Raw genomic sequence first — 20720 nt, forward strand, 5'->3', positions numbered from 1 at the left:
CTCACGGCCTCAACCCCTCACCAGCCCCCGGACCACCGCTCATGCGCGCCGCCAACGGCCCCAACCCGCACCGGCAGCCCAACCACCACTCACGGCCTCAACCCCTGACCAGCCCCCGGACCACCGCTCACGCGCGCCGCGCTGCCAGCACCGCGTCGTACAGCTCCTTCTTCGACACCCCCGCCGCCTCGGCGACCTCCGCCGCCGCCGACTTCAGCCGCTCGCCGGCCGCCACGCGGGCCGAGACCTCGGCCACCAGGTCCGTCACCGACACCGCCCGCGGCCGGGCGCCCTCCAGCACCACGGTGATCTCGCCGCGCACACCCTCGGCCGCCCACGCGGCCAGCTCCGGCAGCGTCCCGCGCCGGACCTCCTCGTACGTCTTCGTCAGCTCCCGGCACACCGCCGCCCGCCGCTCGTCGCCCAGGGCCGCGGCGGCCTCCGCCAGCGTCGCGGCCAGCCGGTGCGGCGACTCGAAGAACACGACCGTCCGCGGCTCGTGCGCCAGCTCCCGGAACCAGCGCCCCTTCTCACCCGGCTTGCGCGGCGCGAACCCCTCGAAGCAGAACCGGTCGCTGGGCAGCCCGGACAGCGCCAGCGCGGTCGTCACCGCCGACGGGCCGGGCAGACAGGTGACCGGCAGATCCTCCGCCACACACGCCGCTACCAACCGATATCCCGGGTCGGACACGCTGGGCATGCCGGCGTCGGTGACCAGCACGACCGTCTCCCCCGCCCGCAGCGCCTCCAGCAGCTTCGGCAGGCGGGACGTTTCGACGTCCTCGTAGAAGCTGACCACCCGCCCGCGCGGGGTCACGTCCAGCGCGGTGGCCAGCGACCGCAGCCGCCGGGTGTCTTCGGCGGCGATCACGTCCGCCTCGGCCAGTGCGGTGACCAGTCGCGGCGAAGCGTCGCGGGAGTCACCGAGGGGGGTCGCGGCGAGGACGAGCGGCATGGCCTTCACCCTATTAGCCGCGCGGGAACTCCGAGTTCACCCGTGGGTCCCTAGGATCACCCCCGTGACCGCTCTGCTGACCCGACCGGACCAGGTGGACCACCTCCGCCCGCCGACGGACCGTGCCGCCACCCTGCTCGGACGGCCGATGCCCGGCGACCGGCTGCGCGGCTGGGTGGTCACGATCGTCCTGACGCTGGTCGCGGCGGTCACCCGCTTCCAGAACCTCGGCGTCCCCACCGACAAGGGCACCCCGGTCTTCGACGAGAAGCACTACGTGCCGCAGGCGTGGCAGATGCTGCGCAACGGCTGGTTCGAGGACAACGCCGGCTACGAACTGGTGGTGCACCCGCCGCTGGCGAAGCAGCTCATCGCGCTCGGCGAGTGGATGTTCGGCTACAACGGCTGGGGCTGGCGGTTCAGCGCCGCGCTGGCCGGCACGATCATCGTGCTGCTGACGATCCGCATCGCGCGGCGGCTGACCCGCTCGACGCTGCTCGGCGGGATCGCCGGGATCCTGGTCATCTGCGACGGCGTGCTGTTCCTGCAGGCCCGGATGGGCATGCTGGACATCTTCATCGCCCTGTTCGCGCTGTCCGCGTTCGCCTGCCTGCTGTGCGACCGCGACCAGGTGCGACGGCGGCTGGCGGTGGCGGTCGCCGAAGGCTGGGCGGACGAGTCGCCGTGGGGTCCGCGGCTGGGTTTCCGCTGGTGGCGGTTCGCGGCCGGGGTGTGCCTGGGCCTGACGTTCGCGGTGAAGTGGTCTGGCCTGTACTACATGGCGTTCTTCGGGCTGTTGTGCGTCGGGTTCGACGTGGCCGCGCGCCGGGCGGCGGGCGTGCCGCGGCCGTGGGCGGGGACGCTGCGCCGGGACGTGCTGCCCGCGCTGTGGGCGATCGTCGCCGTCCCCGCGCTGCTGTACCTGGCGAGCTGGTGGGCGTGGTTCGCGAGCGAGTCCGGCACCGACCGGCACTACGTCGAGATGCAGGGCATCGACCCCGGGTTCTGGAGCTGGGTGCCGCCGGCGCTGCGGTCGCTGGGCGACTACTCGATGAACGTGCTGCACTTCCACGAAAGCCTGGTCACGCCGAAGAACGACCCGCACCCGTGGGAGTCGAAGCCGTGGACGTGGCCGATGGGGCTGCGTCCGATGCTCTACTACTACGAGTCGGGCAACGGCACGTGCGGCGCGTCGGACTGCATCCGGGCGACGATGCTGATCGGCACGCCCGCGATGTGGTGGCTGGCGTTCCCGATGCTCGCCTGGGGCCTGTGGCGGTGGCTGTTCCGGTTCGACTGGCGCTACGCCGCGGTGCTGGTCGGGTACCTCGCCGGGTTCCTGCCGTGGTTCACCAACATCGACCGGCAGATGTACTTCTTCTACGCCACGCCGATGGCGCCGTTCCTGGTGCTCGGGCTGACGCTCGCGCTGGGCCAGATCCTGGGCAGCGCGCGGCGTGGGTTCGAACGCCGCGGGACGGGGCTGCTGGTGGTGGCCCTGTACGCCGGCCTGGTGGTGGCGAACTTCGCGTGGCTGTGGCCGATCCTGAACGGCGACCCGATCAGCAACGCCCGCTGGCAGGCGGAACTCTGGCTACCGTCCTGGCGATGACCGGGCACGTGGACCGCGCGCGGGAGTCGTCCGACCGGGCCGCGGAGGACTACGCCGAGTTCGCAGGCCCCCGTTTCGCGGCGACCGCGGTGGGCTGGGCGCGTTCGCCGAGCTGGTGACCGGCCGGGTCGCCGATGTCGGCTGCGGCCGAGGTTGTCGCGGTGGCGCGTGCCCGGGTGGTACCGCGGCGGCGCGGACCACGGGAGCACCGCCCAGGTACCGCCCCAGACGCGGCACGATCCGCGCCACGGCCCCCTCAACGACTCGCCTAGACCACGACCCCAACCCGCTCTGGCCGGCGCGGCGCGTCAGCGACGGGGCGGCATCGCCCGGGTGGTGCCGCCCTGGCGGGGCACTATGCGCGTCACCGGGCCGTCCATCGACTTGCCGGACCTCGACAGGAAGCCCTCCACCTCCCGGACCACCGTGTGCAGCGTCGGGCGGCGGCGGGGTTCGTTGTCGAGCGACGCGATCAGCAGCCGGGCGTGCGCGGAGCGCTGCGGCAGCTTCGAGACGGGCTCCGCGCGGGCCGCCGCCATCAGGGCGGCCATCGGCGTCTCGCGGGTGCCTCGCGGCGGGTAGCCGGACAACGCGTAGCTCACGGTGGCCGCCAGCTGCCACGCGTCGGACGCCGGGGAGGCCGCCGCGCCCGCCGCCTGCTCCGGCGCCACGAAGTCCGGGGTGCCGATCATCATCCCGGTCGCGGTCATCGTCGAGTCGCCGCGGCTGCGGGCGATGCCGAAGTCGATCAGGTGCGGCATGCCCTGCGGGTCCAGGATCACGTTCGACGGCTTCACGTCGCGGTGCAGCACACCCTTCTCGTGCGCCGCGGCCAGCGCGCCGGCCATCGTCGCCCACAGGCGGCCCGCCGCGATGTCGTCGAGCGGGCCCATCGTGTCCACCGCGGTGGCCAGCGACTGGCCCTCCAGGTACTCCATGACCAGCGCGAGCCCGTCCGGCTCCTCGATCAGGTCGTAGACCCGCACGCAGTTCGGGTGGTTCACCATGGCGAGCGCCCGCGCCTCGCGGCGCATGCGCTCCTCGGTGTCCCGGTCCGGCGCGTGCGCGATCTTCAGCGCGACCGTGCGACCCAGCTGGTTGTCCACCGCCTGCCACACCGTGCCGAACCCGCCGTGACCGAGACGCTTGATCCGCCGGTACCGGCCGCCGCCGTTGGCCGTCGACCCCGGCGGCACCGGAACCGGGCCGGGCGCCGCGGCGAGCTCCTGCGCGGCCGGCGCGACCGCGGTCGGCGCGTACTGCTTGGGCAGCTGCTGCGGCGGCGGAGGCGGTGGCGGCACCTCTGCTGGAGGCTCGCGCCGCGGCTCCGGGCGCGGCCGCTCCGGTTTGTTGATGACCGACCACGACGGCGGCCCGACCAGCGCGATCGGGATGATCCCGAGCATGGCGATCGGCAGGAACCCGAGCCACAGGAACACGCCCGCGTTGGCCGAGACACCCACCGAGAAGACCACGAACAGCACGAACCCGGCCCACAGCAGACGGCCCGGCCACTTCGGACCGCGCCGCATCGCCGTGCGGGCCTGCAGGATCATGAACAGCAGCGCGACCACCGGCAGTCCGACGAGCGCGCCCAGGTAGTAGCCGTAGGCGAGGACGTTGCCGGACGGGTAGAAGATCGTTTCGAAGACGTTCTGCCCGCCGCCCAGGTAGTCGCTCTGGGTGCCGATGAACGAGCAGTACTCGCGGTTCAGCGTGGCCAGGTCGGCCTTCGACAGCGACGACGTGCCCTCGGCGGCGGCCCGGTAGATGCCCGAGATGCCGTTGAAGGCCATCCACGGCAGCCCGAACGAGAACACGAACGCGATCACGCCGATGGCGGCGATCGTGCCGGTGTCGTACCGGTTGCCGGTGAACTTCCGCATGAGCGCGACGAGGACCGCGCCGGCCACCGGGAACAGGGCGGTCAACGCCCCCGCGGCCACCGTTGCCCACACCCAGTCGCCGGGGCAAAAGCCCGGGTTGAACAGGGCATGCGCGAGGGACAGCAGCCAGTCCGCGAACGCGTTCACCGCCCGGGTCCCTTCGTGTTCGGGGTCGTCTTCCGGTCTTCCACCCTATTCGCACCTTGGACGCGGCAGGGGGCGGGCGGGTTGCGGTCGGGTTCCGGCCACCCTGCGGAGTGAGGGTCCTCAGATCCCCGGCCGCCAGATCACCGGGGCCAGCCGCTCCGCCTCGACGCGCCACCGCTCCCGCCGGAATCGCAGGACCAGCACCGCCAGCAGGGCACTGCTGACCACCGCACCGGCCACGACGACGGCGATGACGCCGGTCAGCCCGCCCAGCACGACCGCGGCGAGGCCCAGCGCGACGACCGCGGCGATCGCGAACTGCCCCTGGCCGAGCCACACCCACCGTCGTCCCGCCTCCAGCTCGGCCAGCAGACCCTGCGCGCCGGTGGTGAGGCGGGCGTCGGGCACGTTCAGTTCGAGGATCCGGCGGGCCGCCCACGCGCACAAGTCGCGCTGGCGTGCCGAGGTGACGACGGGCATCCCCTCTCTGGTCACACTCCGTGCGGACACGGTCAACGCTTCGAGTGCCAGCGCGAGCCGCAGGCGGAGGTCGGGGTCCGCGGGAGCGGCGGCGAGCTGCTGCTCAAGCACTTGAACAGCGGTCATCGGGTCGGTCTGTTCGGTCACGGCGAATCTCCTGAAAGGAGTAACCCGGGCGGGGCGCCCAATGCTACCCTCAGTGCTCACTTCTGCACGAGCGGTTGACTGAGGGGACATCGATGCCGCCTCCTGGGGGCCAGCCGACCTCGGCGCGCGTGGCGCTGCTCGCGGGTGTGGCGAACCTCGTCGTCCTCGGCGCCGTGGGCACGGCGCTGTTGCTGGTCCGCGACGACGGCACCCGCGGCGACACCGACCTGGCCGTCGCCACGACCAGCCCGGCCACGACGACCACCAGCACCCGCACGTCGAGCAGCCGCCGCGCCACGACGACCACCACAACCACGACCACCAGCTCGGCCCCACCGGTGAGCGAGGTGACCGGCCCGGCCGCCATCCGCACGGTGATCCCGGAGGGCTGGACCGTCGCACCCACCCAGTCCGCGGGCAGCGTCCAGGCCACCGATCCCGCCGACAGCTCCCGCTACGTCCGCTACGGCGGTTCGGCCGTCCCGAACGTCTCGATCCTGGAGGCCCACCTCGAGGCCGAACGCAACTTCGCCGCGGCCCGGCCCGCCTACTCGCGCATCGAACTCACCCAGACGACCCTGCGCGGGTACGAGGCGATCGTCTGGGAGTTCGAGTGGACCGCGCCGGAGGGCAGACGGCACGTCAAGGCCGAGTACTGGCGCGCGTCCGGCACCGAGTACTTCGTGTACGCCTCGTCGAAGGTCGCCGACTGGCCCGCGATGGTCCCGATCCTGGCCGCCATGACGGAGAACGCGATCCCGTGAGCGAAACGACGATCACCGCCTGGACCGTCCCGCCCCAGGTACGGCCCCAGGACGACACGACGCGGTACCTGTGCGCCGCCGCGCACCTCGACTCCGGCTACGCCGACAACGCGATCCGCGAGTTCCTCACCGAGCCGACCCGCCCGCTGCCGCACTCACCCGGCTTCGACCCGGCACGCGTGCTGGTCGAGGCGATCGCGTCGCGTGGCCGCCGCAAGCTCCGGGACGGCATCCTCGCGGTGCTGTTCGGCCTGTTCGTCTGGGCCTCGGGCCCGAGCCTGTTGCTCTTCGCGTGGCTCGCGCTCGCGGTGGTCCTGGTGATCCCGTCGATCTGGCGCACGGCGATCAACGTCGCGCTCAAGGCCGCGGTCGTCGCGGTGCTCGGCGCGTTCACACTGGCCGGCCTGCTGCTGTACCTGATCGGCACGATCGATCCCGAGACGACCGAGGACTTCACCGGCGGCTACTACAGCGACTACTACGGCCCGCCGCCCGGCGACGAAGAGGCCTGGTTCTACGTCTCGATCGCGCTGGTCGTGCTGATGCTCGCGATCCTGGTGACCGACCGGCTGGTCGTGCGTTCGCTGCTCGTCGACCGGTTCGGCTACCGGGCCCGCAACCGGCCGCCGGCCGACCCGTTCACCGCCGAGCGCCCGCTGCTCGGTCTGTGCCCGCCGCGGTTTCTGCGGCAGCTGCACCGCTATCGCGACGCCGAGCAGACCCCGCAGGGCACGGTCCCGCTGTTCGTGCACCGCGGGTACAACCCGTTCGTCGGCGCGGGTCTGCACCGCGAATCGTGGTCGATGGCGCTGCCGCTGGAACGGCTGCCGGAGGACCGCAAGCCGGACGGTTCGCCCTTCGACGAGCTGACCACGCCGCTGCTGTACGAGCGGGTCCGCGCGGCGATGGCGGTGTTGCAGGAGAGCGAGTCGCTGTCGCCGGACCGCCGGTTGCGCGAGCTGTCGATCCGGGAGGCCGTGTTCGCCTCCTCCGCCGAGCTGATCGACCACGTGAACCAGCCGGAGTCGGTCGTCTACCTGCGCGGCTTGGACAGCGCGCCGGAACGGCACCTGCCGCCGGGCGAGGTCACCGCGCTGCGGCAGCAGCCGCGTGAGTGGGCCCGCTACTACTTGTGCTTCCAGGTCGAGACGTGGGACCGGGACCTGGTGATGTCCAGCTTCCTGCACGCGGCCGCCGACGCCAGCACCCTGTACCTGGAGTGGACGCCGTGCGTGCTCCCGCCGGTGCGGGACCGCTACCGGGCGGTGGACAAGCTGCCCTCCGGCGTGATCGCCCCGATCGGGCAGGCGCTGCTGCGGCTGGCGCGGCTGCCGGTGACGGTGTGGGGCCGCGCCCGGCACACGCTGGAGTGGATCCAGCCGCTGCGGCAGGATCGCGGCCTGATCAACCCCGACGCCTACGGTTCGCTGCGCACGCTGCGCGAGATGGCCGCCGCCGACGAGGTGGACAGCTATTTCCAGCTGGTCGACGTCGAACGCTACGAGAAGATCCTGCACAGCAGGCTGATGCCGGCGATCAGCCGCATCCTGCGCGACTGCGGTTACTCGCCGGCGAGCTTCGAACGGCAGGCCGCGACGGTGATCCACAAGGAGATCACCATCCACGGCGACAACTACGCGCCGATCAACACCGGCGCGAACAGCGGCTCCATGGACGGCGCGAACGTCCAGTCGGCACCGGCCAAGGGAGATTGACGGCATGACCGGCATCAACATCGGCGGCGGCAACTTCGGCCCGATCAACACCGGGACGAACAGCGGATCGATGAGCGGTGCGAACATCAACCAGCAGCAGGCACCGCTCGTCGCCCTGCTCGAGCAGCTGCGTGCCCAGACCGCCGCGCTGGAGGTCGAAGACCGGAAGGCGCTGGATCGCAACCTCGCCGGCCTGCTGGCGGACGCACACAAGGCGCAGGACCCGGAAACCGCCGACGACGTGGAGCCCGAGGTCGTGCGGACCCGGTGGGAGAAGGTCAAGAACCTGCTGTCCCAGGCGTCCGAGGTGAGCGGGACGGTCGCGCAGATCGGCGGGCACATCTCCGGGCTCATCGGGGCTTTCTGAGCCGTCGCCGGGCGCTGGGGTGCGCCGCATCCGCCTCGCGTGGGCGATGCCGCAGATGACGGCTTGCGGCGCCGGGTGGTGCATGGGCGCGCAGAGCCGCCATCGAGTGGCGTGCGACCTGTGTACTGGGTCTGGACGGGGACCGGGCGAGCCCGCCTCGTCGCGGATCCGGCCGTCAGAGGCGTCCGCGCCGAGAACGGCAAGAGCCTTGTCACGTCAACCTGCGTCAGCTCACCCGGCCGCTCCCCGCGGCGGATCGGCGTCCCGGTGAGGCGTTCCGGCCGGGCATCCCATGGCGCACCAGGGCTTGACGCACAGTCGAGGCGGGCATGTCCGGGCTCCCCGCGATGTGCGCTTGGCCCGGCGGACGGTCTCCAGGTAGCCGCAGAAGCTCCAGCTCCGTCGGGTGTGGCCGGCGGGTGGGCCGTAGGGGGCATGGACGTCGGTGCTGGCGCGGTCGGCGGATGGTCGTAGGGGGCATCGACGGCGGTGGAGACGGGGTGTCGCGGGCGAGCGGCCACAGGTGAGTGCGAGACGAGGGCGAGACCGGCCACAAGCGGGTGTGGGAGGAGAGCGAGGCCGGGCTCGCGAATAGCTTCAGCCTGCCGAGCGGCTTGCCGATGGGGTGGACGGGCGGCCTCGGGGCATGGACATCGGTGCGGTTGGCAGGGCGGGGGGGCTCGTGCGGGTCTCGCCATGACGTCCGGCTGACTGGGAACGGGCGGCGGTTGCTGGGCGAGCTTGCCGAGGCGGGGCGGCCAGTGGTCGAGATGGGGTGTCGCGGGCGAGCGGCCACAGGTGAGTGCGAGACGAGGGCGAGACCGGCCACAAGCGGGTGTGGGAGGAGGGCCAAGGCCGGCCACAGGTGAGTGTGGAGGAGGGCGAGTGCGGGCTCGCGGATTGCTGCAGTTCGCCGCAGGGCTTGCCAGTGGGGTTGGTGGGGACCGGTGGCCGGAGCGTGCTCTGGACGCGGCGGGTCATCGGGGGCGTTTTGAGCCATGATGTGGGGCACGAGCTCGACGACGAGGAGGTCTGCCCCATGGGCCGTCACGCGGAGGAACACCAGCGCAGCCTGACCGATCCGGAGGGGTTCTGGCTGGCCGCCGCCAAGGCGATCGACTGGACGCGCGAACCGTCCCAAGCGCTGGACTCGTCGAACGCCCCGCTGTTCCGCTGGTTTCCGGACGGGGAGCTGAACACCGCCTACAACGCCCTGGACCGGCACGTGGAGCGCGGCCGCGGCGAGCAGCCGGCGTTGATCTGGGACTCGCCGGTGACCGGCGGCAAGCGCACCTTCACCTACACCCAGCTGCGCGACGAGGTCGCCCGGTTCGCCGGGGCGCTGCGCTCGCTCGGGGTCGGCAAGGGCGACCGGGTGATCGTCTACCTGCCGATGGTGCCCGAAGCGGCCGTGGCGATGCTGGCGTGCGCGCGGATCGGCGCCGTGCACTCGGTGGTGTTCGGCGGGTTCGCGCCCAAGGAGCTGGCCGCGCGCATCGAGGACGCCAAGCCCAAAGTGATCGTCGCGGCGTCCTGCGGCATCGAACCGAACCGGGTGGTCGAGTACAAGCCGATCATCGACGAGGCGCTCGCCACGACCGAACACCAGCCGGACCGGATCGTGGTGCTGCAGCGCGACGCGGCCCAGGCGACGCTCGGCGAACGGGACGTCGACTGGCAGCAGCTGGTCGCCGACGCGAGCCCCGCGGACCCGGTGCCGGTGGCGGCGACCGATCCGCTCTACATCCTCTACACCTCTGGCACGACCGGGAAGCCGAAGGGCGTCGTGCGTGACGCCGGCGGGCACGCCGTCGCACTGGCGTACTCGATGAACGCGGTCTACGACATCCAGCCGGGCGACATCTGGTGGACCGCCTCCGACGTCGGCTGGGTGGTCGGCCACTCCTACATCGTGTACGCGCCACTGCTGATCGGCGCGACGACCGTGATGTACGAGGGCAAGCCGGTCGGCACCCCGGACGCCGGCGCGTTCTGGCGCGTCATCAGCGAGCACAAGGCGAAGGCCCTGTTCACCGCGCCGACCGCGCTGCGGGCGATCAAGCGGGTGGACCCGGACGCGACGGAGCTGGCGAAGTACGACCTGTCCGCGTTCCGCACCCTGTTCATGGCCGGGGAGCGGCTCGACCCGGAAACCCTGAACTGGGCCTCGGACAAGCTGGGCGTGCCGGTGATCGACCACTGGTGGCAGACCGAGACCGGCTGGCCGATCGCGGCCAACCCGCGCGGCCTGGAGCCGATGCCGGTGAAGCCGGGCTCGGCGACCGTGCCGGTGCCGGGCTACGACGTGCGGATCCTCGATCAGGCCGGCAATCCGCTGCCTGCCGGGCAGGAGGGGGCGATCTGCATCAAGCTGCCGATGCCCCCGGGCACGCTGCCGACGCTGTGGGACGATGACGAGCGCTACGTGGAGGCGTACCTGTCGCGTTACGAGGGCTACTACCTCACCGGCGACTCGGGCTACTTCGACGAGGACGGGTACCTGTTCGTCATGGGCCGCACCGACGACGTCATCAACGTGGCCGGGCACCGGTTGTCGACCGGCTCGATGGAAGCCGTGCTGGCGGCGCACCCCGCGGTGGCCGAGTGCGCGGTGATCGGCGTGCACGATTCGCTCAAGGGCCAGCTGCCGCGCGGGCTGGTGGTGCTCAAGTCCGGTGTGGACATCGACGAGGAGACGTTGAAGGCGGAGCTGATCGCCGCCGTCCGGCGCGACATCGGCCCGGTGGCGGCGTTCCGTCAGGTGTCTATTGTGGACGCGTTGCCGAAGACGCGATCGGGCAAGATCCTGCGCAAGACCATGCGCGGACTCGCGGAAGGCCGTGACGAGCCGGTGCCCTCGACGATCGAGGACCCCTCGGTGCTCGACAGCCTGCGCGCGATCCTGCGCGAGAGCTGAGCGACACAGTGTCCACTTGAGACGGTTGACGACGTTCGGCAACGAGTTGATGTTCATACCGACAAGTTAGACCCGGGCACCGACAGAAAGCACGCTCCGGCCGGGAAATCGCCACCCGATCGAGTCGAACGCGGCGATTCACCCGGCCGGAGCAGTGCGACGGCGACTGGAGCATTGCGCGGGCGGAAGCACTGGTCTATACCTTTAAGAGACCCGCTCCCGATCCCCGCGGAGAGTGACCATGCGCAGATCCCTGGCCGGCCTGCTCGGCGCCACCGCGCTCGTGCTGACCGCCCTCACCCAGCCCGCCCTCGCCAGCGAGCCCGCCGCCGCGAACCAGCCGGCCACGCGTGCCCTGGCGGACGTGATACCCGTTCCGGTGTCGGCGAAAGCCGATCCCAGGGCCGACTTCCGGCTGACCCCCGCCACCGCGATCGAAGCCGGCCGCGACGCCCGGCAGGTCGCCGACTACCTCGCCGGCCTGCTCCGCCCGTCGACCGGTTATCGCCTGCCGGTCGTCGAGCGCACCTCGGCGCCGTCCATCGCCCTCGAGCTGGGCCCTACCGCGCAGGTCGGCGACCAGGGCTACCAGCTCACGGTGACGAAGAAGGGCGTCACCGTCCGCGCGAACAGCAGTGACGGGCTGTTCGCGGGGGTGCAGACGCTGCGCCAGCTGCTGCCCGCGCAGGTCGAATCGCGGCAGGTCGCGCGCGGCCCGTGGGTCGTGCCGGGCGGCAGGATCGTGGACTACCCCCGGTTCGCGTATCGCGGAGCGATGCTCGACGTGGCGCGGCACTTCTTCGCGGTCGATGAGGTCAAGCGGTACATCGACCAGATCGCGCAGTACAAGATCAACCGGCTGCACCTGCACCTGGCGGACGACCAGGGCTGGCGGATCGAGATCAAGAGCTGGCCGCGCCTGGCGACGTACGGCGGCAGCACCGAGGTCGGCGGCGGCCCGGGCGGGTACTACACGCAGGAGCAGTACCAGGACCTGGTGGCCTACGCCGCGTCCCGGCACATCACGGTGATCCCGGAGATCGACATGCCGGGCCACACCAACGCCGCGCTGGCGTCGTACGCGGAGCTGAACTGCGACGGCGTGGCTCCGCCGCTCTACACCGGCATCGAGGTCGGGTTCAGCTCGCTGTGCGTCGACAAGGACATCACCTACGAGTTCCTCGACGACGTGATCGGCGAGCTGGCCGCGCTGACGCCGGGGCGGTACCTGCACATCGGCGGGGACGAGGCCCATGCCACGACGCCGGAGGACTACCAGAAGTTCATGGGCGAGGTGCTCCCGATCGTCGCCAAGCACGGCAAGCTGGTGCAGGGCTGGCACGAGATCGCGAAGGCCGGGTTGCCGGTGTCCGCGGTGCCGCAGTTCTGGGACACCGACGGGGTGGACGCCGCCACGGCCGCGGCCGCCGCGGCGGGCAACAAGATCGTGATGTCCCCGGCGAACAAGGCCTACCTCGACATGAAGTACCACGAGAACAGCCCGCTCGGCCTGCACTGGGCCGGGTACGTCGAGGTCGCCGACGCCTACGACTGGGACCCGTCGACGGCGGTGCAGGGCGTGGGTGAGACGTCGATCGCGGGCGTCGAGGCGCCGTTGTGGTCGGAGACGCTGACCGACAGCGACGACATCGAGTTCATGGCCTTCCCGCGGCTGCCCGGCATCGCGGAGATCGGGTGGTCGCCGAAGTCGACCCACGACTGGAACGGCTACCGCGAGCGGCTGGCGAAGCAGGCGCCGCGGTGGGAGGTCCAGGGCATCGACTTCTACCGCTCGCCGCAGGTGGACTGGCGGTAGCGCGGACGTGGGCCCGGCGCGGTTCGGCCGCGTCGGGCCCCGTGGGGGCGGCTGCTCCGGCCGGCTGGGGTGCCGAGGGGCAGGTGGCAGGTGGCTAACGCCGCGGGGCTCCGGTGCCGCTTGCCGACCCGGTGAACGGCCAGCCGGGTGCGATTTTCCGTGCTCGGGACGGCGGGCTCATCAGCGTCTGGACGTCGGACATCGTGGACGGACTGATCCAGACGATCCGCACCGTGAAGAACCCGGAGAAGCTCACACACCTGGCCCCGATCGCCGACGTATGGTCCGCCCTGCGCATGCTGCGACACCTGGCAGCCGATCCGGGCGGACGGCGGCATGAGCTTGGCGAGCACCCCGGCCACCGCCCCGGCGCCGTGAACCGCGAGGCCCACTGCGGAGCCTTGCCGCCGACCAGCTGGACGTCCGCGGCCAGCAGCTTGGTCAATGCACCGACGTCGCCGCTCCGGAAGGCGTCCAGGAACCGGCCGGCGAGCTCCTCGCGCTTGGCCCGGCCGGCCTCGAACCGCGGCCGGACCGCGTCCACGTGCCGCCACGCCGCCTCCGAACGTCCCACCGCGGAGGCGATCTCGGGGAAACCGCACCCGAACACCTCCCGCAGCACGAAGACCGCCCGCTCCAGCGGACTGAGCCGTTCGAGCAGCAGCAGGGCCGCCATGGACAACGAGTCGGCCGGCTCCGCCGAGCGCTGTGGGTCCTGGTACGGATCGGCCAGCAGCGGCTCGGGGAACCACGGCCCGACGTACTCCTCCCGCCGGACGCGCGCCGACCGCAGCACGTCGATCGCGATGCGGCTCACCGTGGCCGACGGGAACGCGTTGAGCGAATCCGGCCGCGTCGAGGAGGCCGCGAAACGCAGCCACGCGTCCTGGACCGCGTCCTCGGCGTCGCTCACGCTGCCCAGCAGGCGGTAGGCGATGGAGAACAGCGACGGCCGCAGCTCCTCGAACGCCTCGGCGCGGTTCACCACGGCACCGGGCCGTCCTCGGCGAAGAACCCGGCCGTCGGCCCGTCCGGGCCGAGCGTGGCCGGCCGCACCACGACCGCGGAGCCCTGCGCGACCGTCTGGAACCCGGTGTGGTTGTTGCTGTCCGTGTCGACGAAACCAGGAGCGACCGCGTTGACCAGGACCCCGTCCTCGCGCAGCTCCTTGGCGTACTGCACGGTCAGCGCACACAGGGCGGGCTTGGACGGGCTGTACGCCGCCGACGGCAGCAGCGCCGAGAAGGGGCCGTCCAGGTCGCTGTTCAAAGTCAGCGAGGCCTCGTGACTGCTGACGTTCACGATCCGCGGCGCCGGTGACCGCCGCAGCAGCGGCAGCATCGCGTTGGTCACCGCGATCACGCCGGAGACGTTGGTCTCGAACACCGCGCGGACCACGCCGAGGTCGACCGAGCTGGGGATCTGGTCGTGCGCGTCTTCGGGGTGACCTGCCCGGAACCGGTGATGGCGACGGTCCCCTGCTGCCTGCCGTCCAGCGCCGCGATCCCGGGCACCGATCAGGACCGGTCTTGCCGAGAGCCGCCAGGTACCCAGTAGACACCGTCTACAAATCTTGATAGACAGTGTCTACCAGGTGAACATCGGATGTCGGAGAGCTGAATGGGCTATCAGAGGTTCGTGGTCCTCGGCGACAGCTGCGCGGAAGGCCTGCACGACCCCTACCCGGGGACCAACATCTACCGCGGCTGGGCCGACCTGGCCGCGGCGACGCTCGCCCGGCACGACCCCTCCTTCCGGTACGCCAACCTCGCCGTCCGCGGCCGTCGCCTGGACCAGATCATCGTCGAGCAGATCCCCGCGGCCCTGGACCTCAAGCCCGACCTGGTCACCCTCTTCGGCGGCGCCAACGACGTCATGACCCGCACCTACCGCGCCGAGATCGTCGCGAAGCGGGTGGACGCGGCGATCCGCATGCTCACCCGCGCGGCACCCACCGTGGTCGTCTTCACGCTCAGCGACGTCTCCAGCCGCGTCCCGGGCCTGCTGCGCATCCGGCACCGGCTGGAAGCCCTCAACGAGGCCATCCACACCTCCGCGGCCAAGCACGGCGCCCGGGTGGTGGACCTGTGGGGCGAGGAGGCCGTGCACGACCTGCGTTACTTCGGCCCGGACCGGCTGCACCTCTCGGAGTACGGCCACCGCCGCCTGGCCGCGCACCTGCTCACGAACCTGGGCGTCGACTACGACCCGGCCTGGCTGGAACCCCTGCCCGGCGAACCGCTGCGCCCGGGCCTGCGCGCGCACGCCGGCTGGGTGTGGCGGGAGGTCCTGCCGGTGATGGTCACGCGCACCCGCAACTGGTTCACCGGCCGCTCCCCGGGCGACGGTTTCGCGCCCAAGCGCCCCGACCTGCTCCCCGTCATCGCCGACGAGCTGGCGTCGTGGAAAACGATCCCCGGCAGCGCCTGATCGACAGCGCGATCGCCGTTCTGACGAACGAGGGTGTCGAGGCCGTCACCCTGCGGCGGATCGCGCGCGAAGCCGGTGTCTCGCACGGCGCACCCCTGCGGCACTTCGCCGGGCGGGCCGAACTGCTCGCCGCGGTCGCCGCGTCCGGGTTCGCGGAGCTGCACGCCCGCGCGGCCGACCTGCCCGACGACAACCCGCAGCAACGGCTGCTGACCGCGTGCCGCCGCTACCTCGACTTCGCGCTGGCGAATCCGGCGATGTTCGAGCTGATGTTCCGGCCCGACCTGATCGACGTGCGCGAACCCGAGCTGGCCCGGCTCTCCAACGCGGTGTTCGAGCAGTTCCTGGACCTCGTCACCCGGGCCCAGGCGGGCGGCTGGCGGCAGGGCACCGCGTCGCGCCCGCTGGCCGCGTCGCTGTGGGCGTCCCTGCACGGGCTGGCCGCGCTGTGGCTGCGCGGCGGGCTCCCGTCGGCGGCGGAGTCGTCAGACGTGGAGCAGACGCTGGCCGTCACGCTCAACACCTATCTACGCCCCTGACGCGTCAACCGCGCCAGGCCTTCTCGCGCAGCAGTCGCAGGCCGTTCAGCGCCACCAGCACGGTCGAGCCCTCGTGGCCGGCGACCCCGAGCGGCAGCGGCAGCTCACCGAACAGGTCCCACAGCACGAGCCCGACGATGAACCCGCCCGCGATCGCGAGGTTGGCCAGCACGAGCCGGCGCGCGCGGCGGGCCAGCGCGACGACCGCGGGGATCGCCGTCAGCTCGTCCCGCACGACCACCGCGTCCGCCGTCTCCAGCGCCAGGTCCGAGCCGGCCCGTCCCATGGCGATGCCGGTGTGCGCCGCGGCCAGCGCGGGCGCGTCGTTGACCCCGTCACCGACCACCAGCACCCGCTCGCCCAGTTCGCGGACGGCCGCGACCTTGTCCTGCGGCAGCAGCCCGGCCCGCACGTCGGTGATGCCCACCTCGGCCGCCACCCGCGCCGCGGCACGGGCGTTGTCCCCGGTCAGCAGCACGGGCGACGTCCCGGCCAGCGCGGCCACCGCGGCACGGGCGTCCGGGCGCACGCGGTCGGCCAGCCCGAGCACCCCGGCCGGTTCGCCGTCGACCCGGACCAGCACCGCGGTCCGCCCACCGGCCTCGACCTCGCGCACCGCATCGCTGTCGTCCCGGCCCACGAACACCTGCCGCCCGTCGACCACCGCGTGCACGCCCCGGCCGGGCTCCGCGCGGAAGTCCCGTGCCACCGGCACCCGGTCCGCGGCCGCCACGATCGCCCGGCCGAGCGGGTGCTCGCTCGACTGCTCCGCACCGGCCGCGTACCGCAGAACGTCCTCTTCGGACATACTCAGTGGACGGACCTCGACAACGCGCGGCGAACCCTCGGTCAAGGTTCCGGTCTTGTCGAACGCCACCCGCTCCGTCGTACCGAGCCGCTCCAGCACCACGGCCGACTTGACCAGCACACCGTGGCGCCCGGCGTTCGCGATGGCCGACAGCAGCGGCGGCATGGTCGCCAGCACCACCGCGCACGGCGACGCGACGATCATGAACGTCATCGCGCGCAGCAGCGTCTCCCGCAGCCCGGCCCCAAAGGCCAGCGGGACCAGGAACAACGCCAGGGTCGCCACCACCACGCAGACCGAGTAGCGCTGCTCGATCTTCTCGATGAACAGCTGCGTCTTCGCCTTGGTCGCGGACGCCTCCTCGACCATCGCGACGATCCGCGCCAGCACCGTGTCCGACGAGTCCCGCGTGACCCGGACCCGCAGCACCCCGGTTCCGTTCAGCGTGCCGGCGAACACCTCGTCGCCGGCGGCCTTGGGCACCGGCATCGACTCACCGGTGATCGACGACTGGTCCACCTCGCTCGCGCCGTCCAGCACGACGCCGTCCCCGCCGATGCGCTCCCCGGGCCGGACCACGAACTCGTCGCCGGCCTGGTAGCTGTCGGCCTCCCCGGTCAGGTCGAGCAGGCTGCGCACCGAATCCGCGGTCCGCTGCGTCGCGACGGCCTCCAGCGCGCCGGAGGTCGCGAAGATGACGATCAGCAGGCCGCCGTCGAGCACCTGCCCGATCGACGCCGCGCCCACCGCCGCGACGACCATCAGCAGGTCCACGTCCAGCGTCCGCTCGCGCAGGGCCCGCAGCCCCGCCAGCAGCGGTTCCCACCCGCCGGCCGCGTAACAGCCCAGGTAGAGGGTCCAGTACAGCCACCAGGGGCCGCCGCCGAGGTCGGCCGCGAGACCGGCCAGGAACAGCACCAGGGCGGCCAGCGCCCAGCGCACCTCGGGCAGCAGCAGCCGGCGTACCGGACGGATGGGGGCCGCTTGGCCGATCACCTGAACCACAGGCCGCAGCATACCGGAACACATGAAGACGTCTACATGTGTTCTTCGACTAGAATCGTCTCGTGGGTCACGGAGTCAACGGCAAGGACAGGCCGGCAGCGTCGCTGGACGCGCAGAGCGCGGTGACCGTCGCCGCGACCTTGCAGGCGCTGGCCACGCCGAGCCGGCTGCTGATGCTGACCCGGTTGCGGCAGGGGCCGTGCGCGGTCGGCGAGCTGGCCGAGGCGGTCGGGATGGAGCAGTCGGCGGTGAGCCACCAGCTCCGGCTGCTGCGCAACCTCGGCCTGGTCACCGGGCAGCGCTCGGGCCGCAGCATCGTCTACAGCCTCTACGACAACCACGTCGCCCAGCTGCTCGACGAGGCCGTCTACCACATCGAGCACCTCCGCCTCGGAGTTCCGGACAGCACGACCGCCTGACTGGCACAGTGGTGGCGTGACAACGCCCGTGGTGGATCTGCGCCCGCCCGCGAACCTGGTCAGCCGGAAGGCCGTGCTGTTCTGGGCCACGCGCGCGGCGATCGGCTGGGTCGTCGTGCTCGCCGGCGGTGGTGTGTGGCTCGCGCTGACCGGCTGGTTCCCGCTGGTCGTGGCACTCATCGTGGCCGGGGTGCTGGCGGTCGCGCACCTCGCCGTCATGCCGCAGTGGCGCTTCCGCGTGCACCGCTGGGAGACCACGCCCCAGGTCGTCTACACCCAGTCCGGCTGGATCGACCAGGAGCGCCGCATCGCGCCGGTCTCCCGGATCCAGACCGTCGACACCGAGCGCGGCCCGTTGGAGCGGCTGTTCGGGCTGGCGAACCTGACCGTCACCACGGCATCGGCGCGCGGCCCGGTCCAGATCCACGGCCTGGACTACGAGGTCGCGCAACGCCTGACCCAGGAACTCGCCACGCTCACGCAGGCCACGCCGGGAGACGCGACGTGAGCGAGGACTGGCACCGGCTCAGCGCCCGCATGCTCGCGGTCCACCCGGTGCAGGAGGTCGTGCGGCTGCTGCCGGTGCTGATCGGCGTGCTGTTCATCGGCCGCGGCAGCCAGGGGCAGATCTGGAGCCTCGTCGGCCTCGGCCTGGCGATCGCGGCCGGGCTGCTGCGCTGGTTCACCACGACCTACCAGATCACCGCCGAGCACGTGCGCGTGCGGCGCGGGCTGCTCAGCCGCAAGGAACTGTCCGTGCCGCGGGACCGGATCCGCACCGTCGACCTGACTTCCCGGCCGCTGCAACGGATCCTCGGGCTGAGCCGGGTCGTGATCGGCACCGGCCGCGGTGACTGGCAGGGCGCGATGGGTGTCACGCTGGACTCCCTGGCGACCGCGGACGCCGCCCGGCTGCGCGAAGAGCTGCTGCACCGGCGCACCGAGCAGTCCACGGGCCTGGTCGACGTGCTGGCCGAGCTGCAGCTGTCGTGGGTGCGGTTCGGGCCGTTCACGCTGTCCGGGATCGCCGCGATCGGTGTCGTGGCCGGGTCCCTTGCGAACCTGTTCAACGAGGTGCAGATCGACGAGGACGACTTCGGGGTGCTGCAGTCGTTCCTCGGCCAGGTCGCCTCGGCGCCGGTGTGGGTCATCGTGGCCGGGCTCGTGGTGCTGACCGCGGTGCTGGTGTCCGTGCTGTCGGTGATCGCCTACGTCCTGGCGTTCTGGAACTTCCGGCTCGCCCGCGGCGAAGGCACGCTGCGTGTGACGCGCGGCCTGCTGACCACCCGTCAGACGACGATCGAGCTGCGCCGCCTGCGCGGGGCCGAGATCAGCGAGCCGCTGCTGCTGCGGGCCGCCCGCGGTGCCCGCTGCTCGGCGATCACGACCGGGTTGCGCGGTGAGCACAGCAGTTCCGTGCTGCTGCCGCCCGCACCGCGCGCGGTGGCGCACCGCGTGGCGGGCGACGTGCTGGAGGACCCGGCGGTGGCCTCCGCCGAGCTGGTCCGGCACGGTCCGCGGGCCCACCTGCGGCGCTACACGCGGGCGTTCCTGTTCGCCGCCGCCGTCACCGGGTTGCTCGTGCTGCTGTGGTGGCTCGCGGACTGGCCGGCGTGGCCGTGGCAGGTCGCGCTGGTGCTGTTCCCGGCCGGCGCGCTGCGGGCCGAGGACCGCTACCGCAACCTGGGGCACGCGCTGATGGGCGGCAAGCTGGTGTTCCGGCAGGGCAGCCTGGTGCGGCGGCGGCAGGTGCTGTCGACCGAGGGGGTGATCGGCTGGGTGTTCCACCGGTCGTTCTTCCAGCGGCGCGCCGGGCTGATCTCACTGACGGCGACCACCGCCGCGGGCCGCCAGCACTACACCGGCGTGGACATCCCGGCGGCCGAAGCCATCGCCCTCGCCGACGCCGCCGAACCCGGTCTGCTGGAACCGTTCCTCATCCGGCGGTAGGGCCGGCCCGACCGCCGATCGGGCGGTGGACCGCAGTGTTTTCGGTGCCGTGCGGGCGAAAACTGGCGGCATGACTGCTTCGACGCGGATCCGCCCGCCGCTCGTCGGACTCGGGCTCGTCACCGTCGCCTTCCTCGCCTACGCGTTGCCGCCCTACCTCGGGCTGGACCCGGCGAAATCGCGCGTGCCGACGCGTGCGGACACGTGGTTCCACTACCCGCTGCTGGTGACGCACATCCTCCTGGGCACGGTGGTGCTGGTGACCGCGGTGTTGCAGCTGTGGCCGTGGCTGCGCCGGCAACACCCGCGGGTGCACCGGTGGAGCGGGCGGATCTACGTGTCCGCGGCCATCCCCGCCGGGCTCGCGGCGCTCGTCGTGGCGCCGCTGGGAGCGTTCGGGCTGAACCAGCGCGCGGCGAACACGATGCTGGCGCTGCTGTGGCTGGGCACGACGGTGACGGGTTACGTGATGGCGCGCCGGCGCCGGTATCCGCAGCATCGCGAGTGGATGGTCCGCAGCTTCGCGTTGTGCTTCTCGATCGTGGTGAACCGCCTGTGGACCACGGTGTGCACGATCGCCTTCGTGCCCGACCCGTCCGACACGGCGGCGCTGGAGCAGGCGATCGGCGTCGGGACGTGGCTGAGCTGGGTGGTGAACCTGCTGATCGCGGAGTGGTGGCTGCAGCACACGCGCCACCGCCGCACCAAGCACCGCGTACCGCCGAGGGAGATGGCCGCGGCGGCGTGATCGCGGGCCCTTGCC

At 72.0% G+C, this 20720-nt stretch carries 19 protein-coding genes; 13 read left to right on the top strand and 6 right to left on the bottom strand.

What is annotated here, in order from left to right; all coding sequences use genetic code 11:
* Positions 1 to 127: 127 nt before the first annotated feature.
* A complete protein-coding gene (rsmI, locus tag D0D15_RS11895; RefSeq protein ID WP_162830557.1) occupies positions 128 to 955 on the bottom strand; it encodes a 16S rRNA (cytidine(1402)-2'-O)-methyltransferase in 828 nt (275 codons plus the stop codon).
* 64 nt (positions 956 to 1019) lie between these two features.
* Between rsmI and D0D15_RS11900 the strand changes: the two genes are divergently transcribed.
* Both D0D15_RS11900 and D0D15_RS37560 read left to right on the top strand, forming a co-directional pair.
* Positions 1020 to 2567 carry a dolichyl-phosphate-mannose--protein mannosyltransferase gene (locus D0D15_RS11900; protein WP_094004548.1) on the top strand — a complete coding sequence of 516 codons (1548 nt, stop codon included), beginning with the start codon at positions 1020 to 1022 and terminating at the stop codon, positions 2565 to 2567.
* A complete protein-coding gene (locus D0D15_RS37560; RefSeq protein ID WP_255407863.1) occupies positions 2564 to 2686 on the top strand; it encodes a hypothetical protein in 123 nt (40 codons plus the stop codon). Before D0D15_RS11900 ends, D0D15_RS37560 begins: the two co-directional genes overlap by 4 nt.
* A gap of 189 nt (positions 2687 to 2875) precedes the next feature.
* On the opposite strand, the gene D0D15_RS11910 is transcribed toward D0D15_RS37560, so the two are convergent.
* Together D0D15_RS11910 and D0D15_RS11915 are read right to left on the bottom strand one after the other, a co-directional pair.
* On the bottom strand, positions 2876 to 4600 hold the full coding sequence (locus tag D0D15_RS11910; protein ID WP_115944431.1) for a serine/threonine-protein kinase: 1725 nt from the start codon (positions 4598 to 4600) through the stop codon (positions 2876 to 2878).
* Between the two features lie 120 nt (positions 4601 to 4720).
* Positions 4721 to 5227, bottom strand: a complete 507-nt coding sequence (locus tag D0D15_RS11915) for a hypothetical protein (RefSeq protein WP_094004546.1) — start codon at positions 5225 to 5227, stop codon at positions 4721 to 4723.
* Positions 5228 to 5319: 92 nt separating this feature from the next.
* On the opposite strand from D0D15_RS11915, the gene D0D15_RS11920 reads away from it, so the two are divergent.
* The 5 genes from D0D15_RS11920 (at position 5320) to D0D15_RS11940 (ending at position 12806) form a co-directional block, all read left to right on the top strand.
* Positions 5320 to 5991, top strand: coding sequence for a hypothetical protein (locus tag D0D15_RS11920; protein WP_233157154.1), 672 nt, complete (start codon positions 5320 to 5322; stop codon positions 5989 to 5991).
* A complete protein-coding gene (locus D0D15_RS11925) occupies positions 5988 to 7706 on the top strand; it encodes a hypothetical protein (RefSeq protein WP_094004545.1) in 1719 nt (572 codons plus the stop codon). Before D0D15_RS11920 ends, D0D15_RS11925 begins: the two co-directional genes overlap by 4 nt.
* A gap of 4 nt (positions 7707 to 7710) precedes the next feature.
* Positions 7711 to 8073: a hypothetical protein gene (locus D0D15_RS11930; RefSeq protein ID WP_094004544.1), complete on the top strand. Its 363-nt coding sequence runs from the start codon at positions 7711 to 7713 to the stop codon at positions 8071 to 8073.
* 1003 nt (positions 8074 to 9076) lie between these two features.
* The gene (locus D0D15_RS11935; RefSeq protein ID WP_094004531.1) at positions 9077 to 10990 is read left to right on the top strand and encodes a propionyl-CoA synthetase; all 1914 of its coding nucleotides are present in this window, start codon (positions 9077 to 9079) and stop codon (positions 10988 to 10990) included.
* A gap of 241 nt (positions 10991 to 11231) precedes the next feature.
* Positions 11232 to 12806 carry a beta-N-acetylhexosaminidase gene (locus D0D15_RS11940; RefSeq protein ID WP_094004530.1) on the top strand — a complete coding sequence of 525 codons (1575 nt, stop codon included), beginning with the start codon at positions 11232 to 11234 and terminating at the stop codon, positions 12804 to 12806.
* A 94-nt stretch (positions 12807 to 12900) separates the two neighbouring features.
* Here the strand turns inward: D0D15_RS11940 and D0D15_RS11945 are convergent, their stop codons facing one another.
* Both D0D15_RS11945 and D0D15_RS11950 read right to left on the bottom strand, forming a co-directional pair.
* Positions 12901 to 13794: a sigma factor gene (locus D0D15_RS11945; protein ID WP_240325150.1), complete on the bottom strand. Its 894-nt coding sequence runs from the start codon at positions 13792 to 13794 to the stop codon at positions 12901 to 12903.
* Entirely contained in the window at positions 13788 to 14192 is a 405-nt protein-coding gene (locus tag D0D15_RS11950) for an SDR family NAD(P)-dependent oxidoreductase (protein ID WP_233157149.1), read from the bottom strand. Before D0D15_RS11950 ends, D0D15_RS11945 begins: the two co-directional genes overlap by 7 nt.
* Positions 14193 to 14426: 234 nt before the next feature.
* On the opposite strand from D0D15_RS11950, the gene D0D15_RS11955 reads away from it, so the two are divergent.
* Both D0D15_RS11955 and D0D15_RS11960 read left to right on the top strand, forming a co-directional pair.
* Entirely contained in the window at positions 14427 to 15236 is an 810-nt protein-coding gene (locus D0D15_RS11955; RefSeq protein ID WP_094004529.1) for an SGNH/GDSL hydrolase family protein, read from the top strand.
* Positions 15209 to 15775: a TetR/AcrR family transcriptional regulator gene (locus tag D0D15_RS11960; protein WP_094004528.1), complete on the top strand. Its 567-nt coding sequence runs from the start codon at positions 15209 to 15211 to the stop codon at positions 15773 to 15775. Before D0D15_RS11955 ends, D0D15_RS11960 begins: the two co-directional genes overlap by 28 nt.
* A 4-nt stretch (positions 15776 to 15779) precedes the next feature.
* Here the strand turns inward: D0D15_RS11960 and D0D15_RS11965 are convergent, their stop codons facing one another.
* On the bottom strand, positions 15780 to 17579 hold the full coding sequence (locus tag D0D15_RS11965) for a heavy metal translocating P-type ATPase (protein WP_094004543.1): 1800 nt from the start codon (positions 17577 to 17579) through the stop codon (positions 15780 to 15782).
* A 71-nt stretch (positions 17580 to 17650) separates the two neighbouring features.
* On the opposite strand from D0D15_RS11965, the gene D0D15_RS11970 reads away from it, so the two are divergent.
* The 4 genes from D0D15_RS11970 (at position 17651) to D0D15_RS11985 (ending at position 20705) form a co-directional block, all read left to right on the top strand.
* Positions 17651 to 18007, top strand: a complete 357-nt coding sequence (locus D0D15_RS11970; protein WP_094004527.1) for an ArsR/SmtB family transcription factor — start codon at positions 17651 to 17653, stop codon at positions 18005 to 18007.
* Between the two features lie 16 nt (positions 18008 to 18023).
* A complete protein-coding gene (locus tag D0D15_RS11975; protein WP_233157148.1) occupies positions 18024 to 18515 on the top strand; it encodes a PH domain-containing protein in 492 nt (163 codons plus the stop codon).
* Positions 18512 to 19957, top strand: coding sequence for a PH domain-containing protein (locus tag D0D15_RS11980; RefSeq protein ID WP_115944432.1), 1446 nt, complete (start codon positions 18512 to 18514; stop codon positions 19955 to 19957). Before D0D15_RS11975 ends, D0D15_RS11980 begins: the two co-directional genes overlap by 4 nt.
* 70 nt (positions 19958 to 20027) lie before the next feature.
* The gene (locus D0D15_RS11985) at positions 20028 to 20705 is read left to right on the top strand and encodes a DUF2306 domain-containing protein (RefSeq protein WP_094004524.1); all 678 of its coding nucleotides are present in this window, start codon (positions 20028 to 20030) and stop codon (positions 20703 to 20705) included.
* Positions 20706 to 20720 lie beyond the last annotated feature (15 nt).

Origin of the sequence: Amycolatopsis thermalba (assembly GCF_003385215.1) — a bacterium.
Lineage (GTDB): Bacteria > Actinomycetota > Actinomycetes > Mycobacteriales > Pseudonocardiaceae > Amycolatopsis_E > Amycolatopsis_E thermalba.

Excerpts from the sequence above, each read along its gene's own strand:
- rsmI (WP_162830557.1), bottom strand. The coding sequence starts at position 955 with ATGCCGCTCGTCCTCGCCGCGACCCCCCTCGGTGACTCCCGCGACGCT.
- D0D15_RS37560 (WP_255407863.1), top strand. The coding sequence starts at position 2,564 with ATGACCGGGCACGTGGACCGCGCGCGGGAGTCGTCCGACCGGGCCGCG.
- D0D15_RS11920 (WP_233157154.1), top strand. The coding sequence starts at position 5,320 with ATGCCGCCTCCTGGGGGCCAGCCGACCTCGGCGCGCGTGGCGCTGCTC.
- D0D15_RS11930 (WP_094004544.1), top strand. The coding sequence starts at position 7,711 with ATGACCGGCATCAACATCGGCGGCGGCAACTTCGGCCCGATCAACACC.
- D0D15_RS11940 (WP_094004530.1), top strand. The coding sequence starts at position 11,232 with ATGCGCAGATCCCTGGCCGGCCTGCTCGGCGCCACCGCGCTCGTGCTG.
- D0D15_RS11955 (WP_094004529.1), top strand. The coding sequence starts at position 14,427 with ATGGGCTATCAGAGGTTCGTGGTCCTCGGCGACAGCTGCGCGGAAGGC.
- D0D15_RS11985 (WP_094004524.1), top strand. The coding sequence starts at position 20,028 with ATGACTGCTTCGACGCGGATCCGCCCGCCGCTCGTCGGACTCGGGCTC.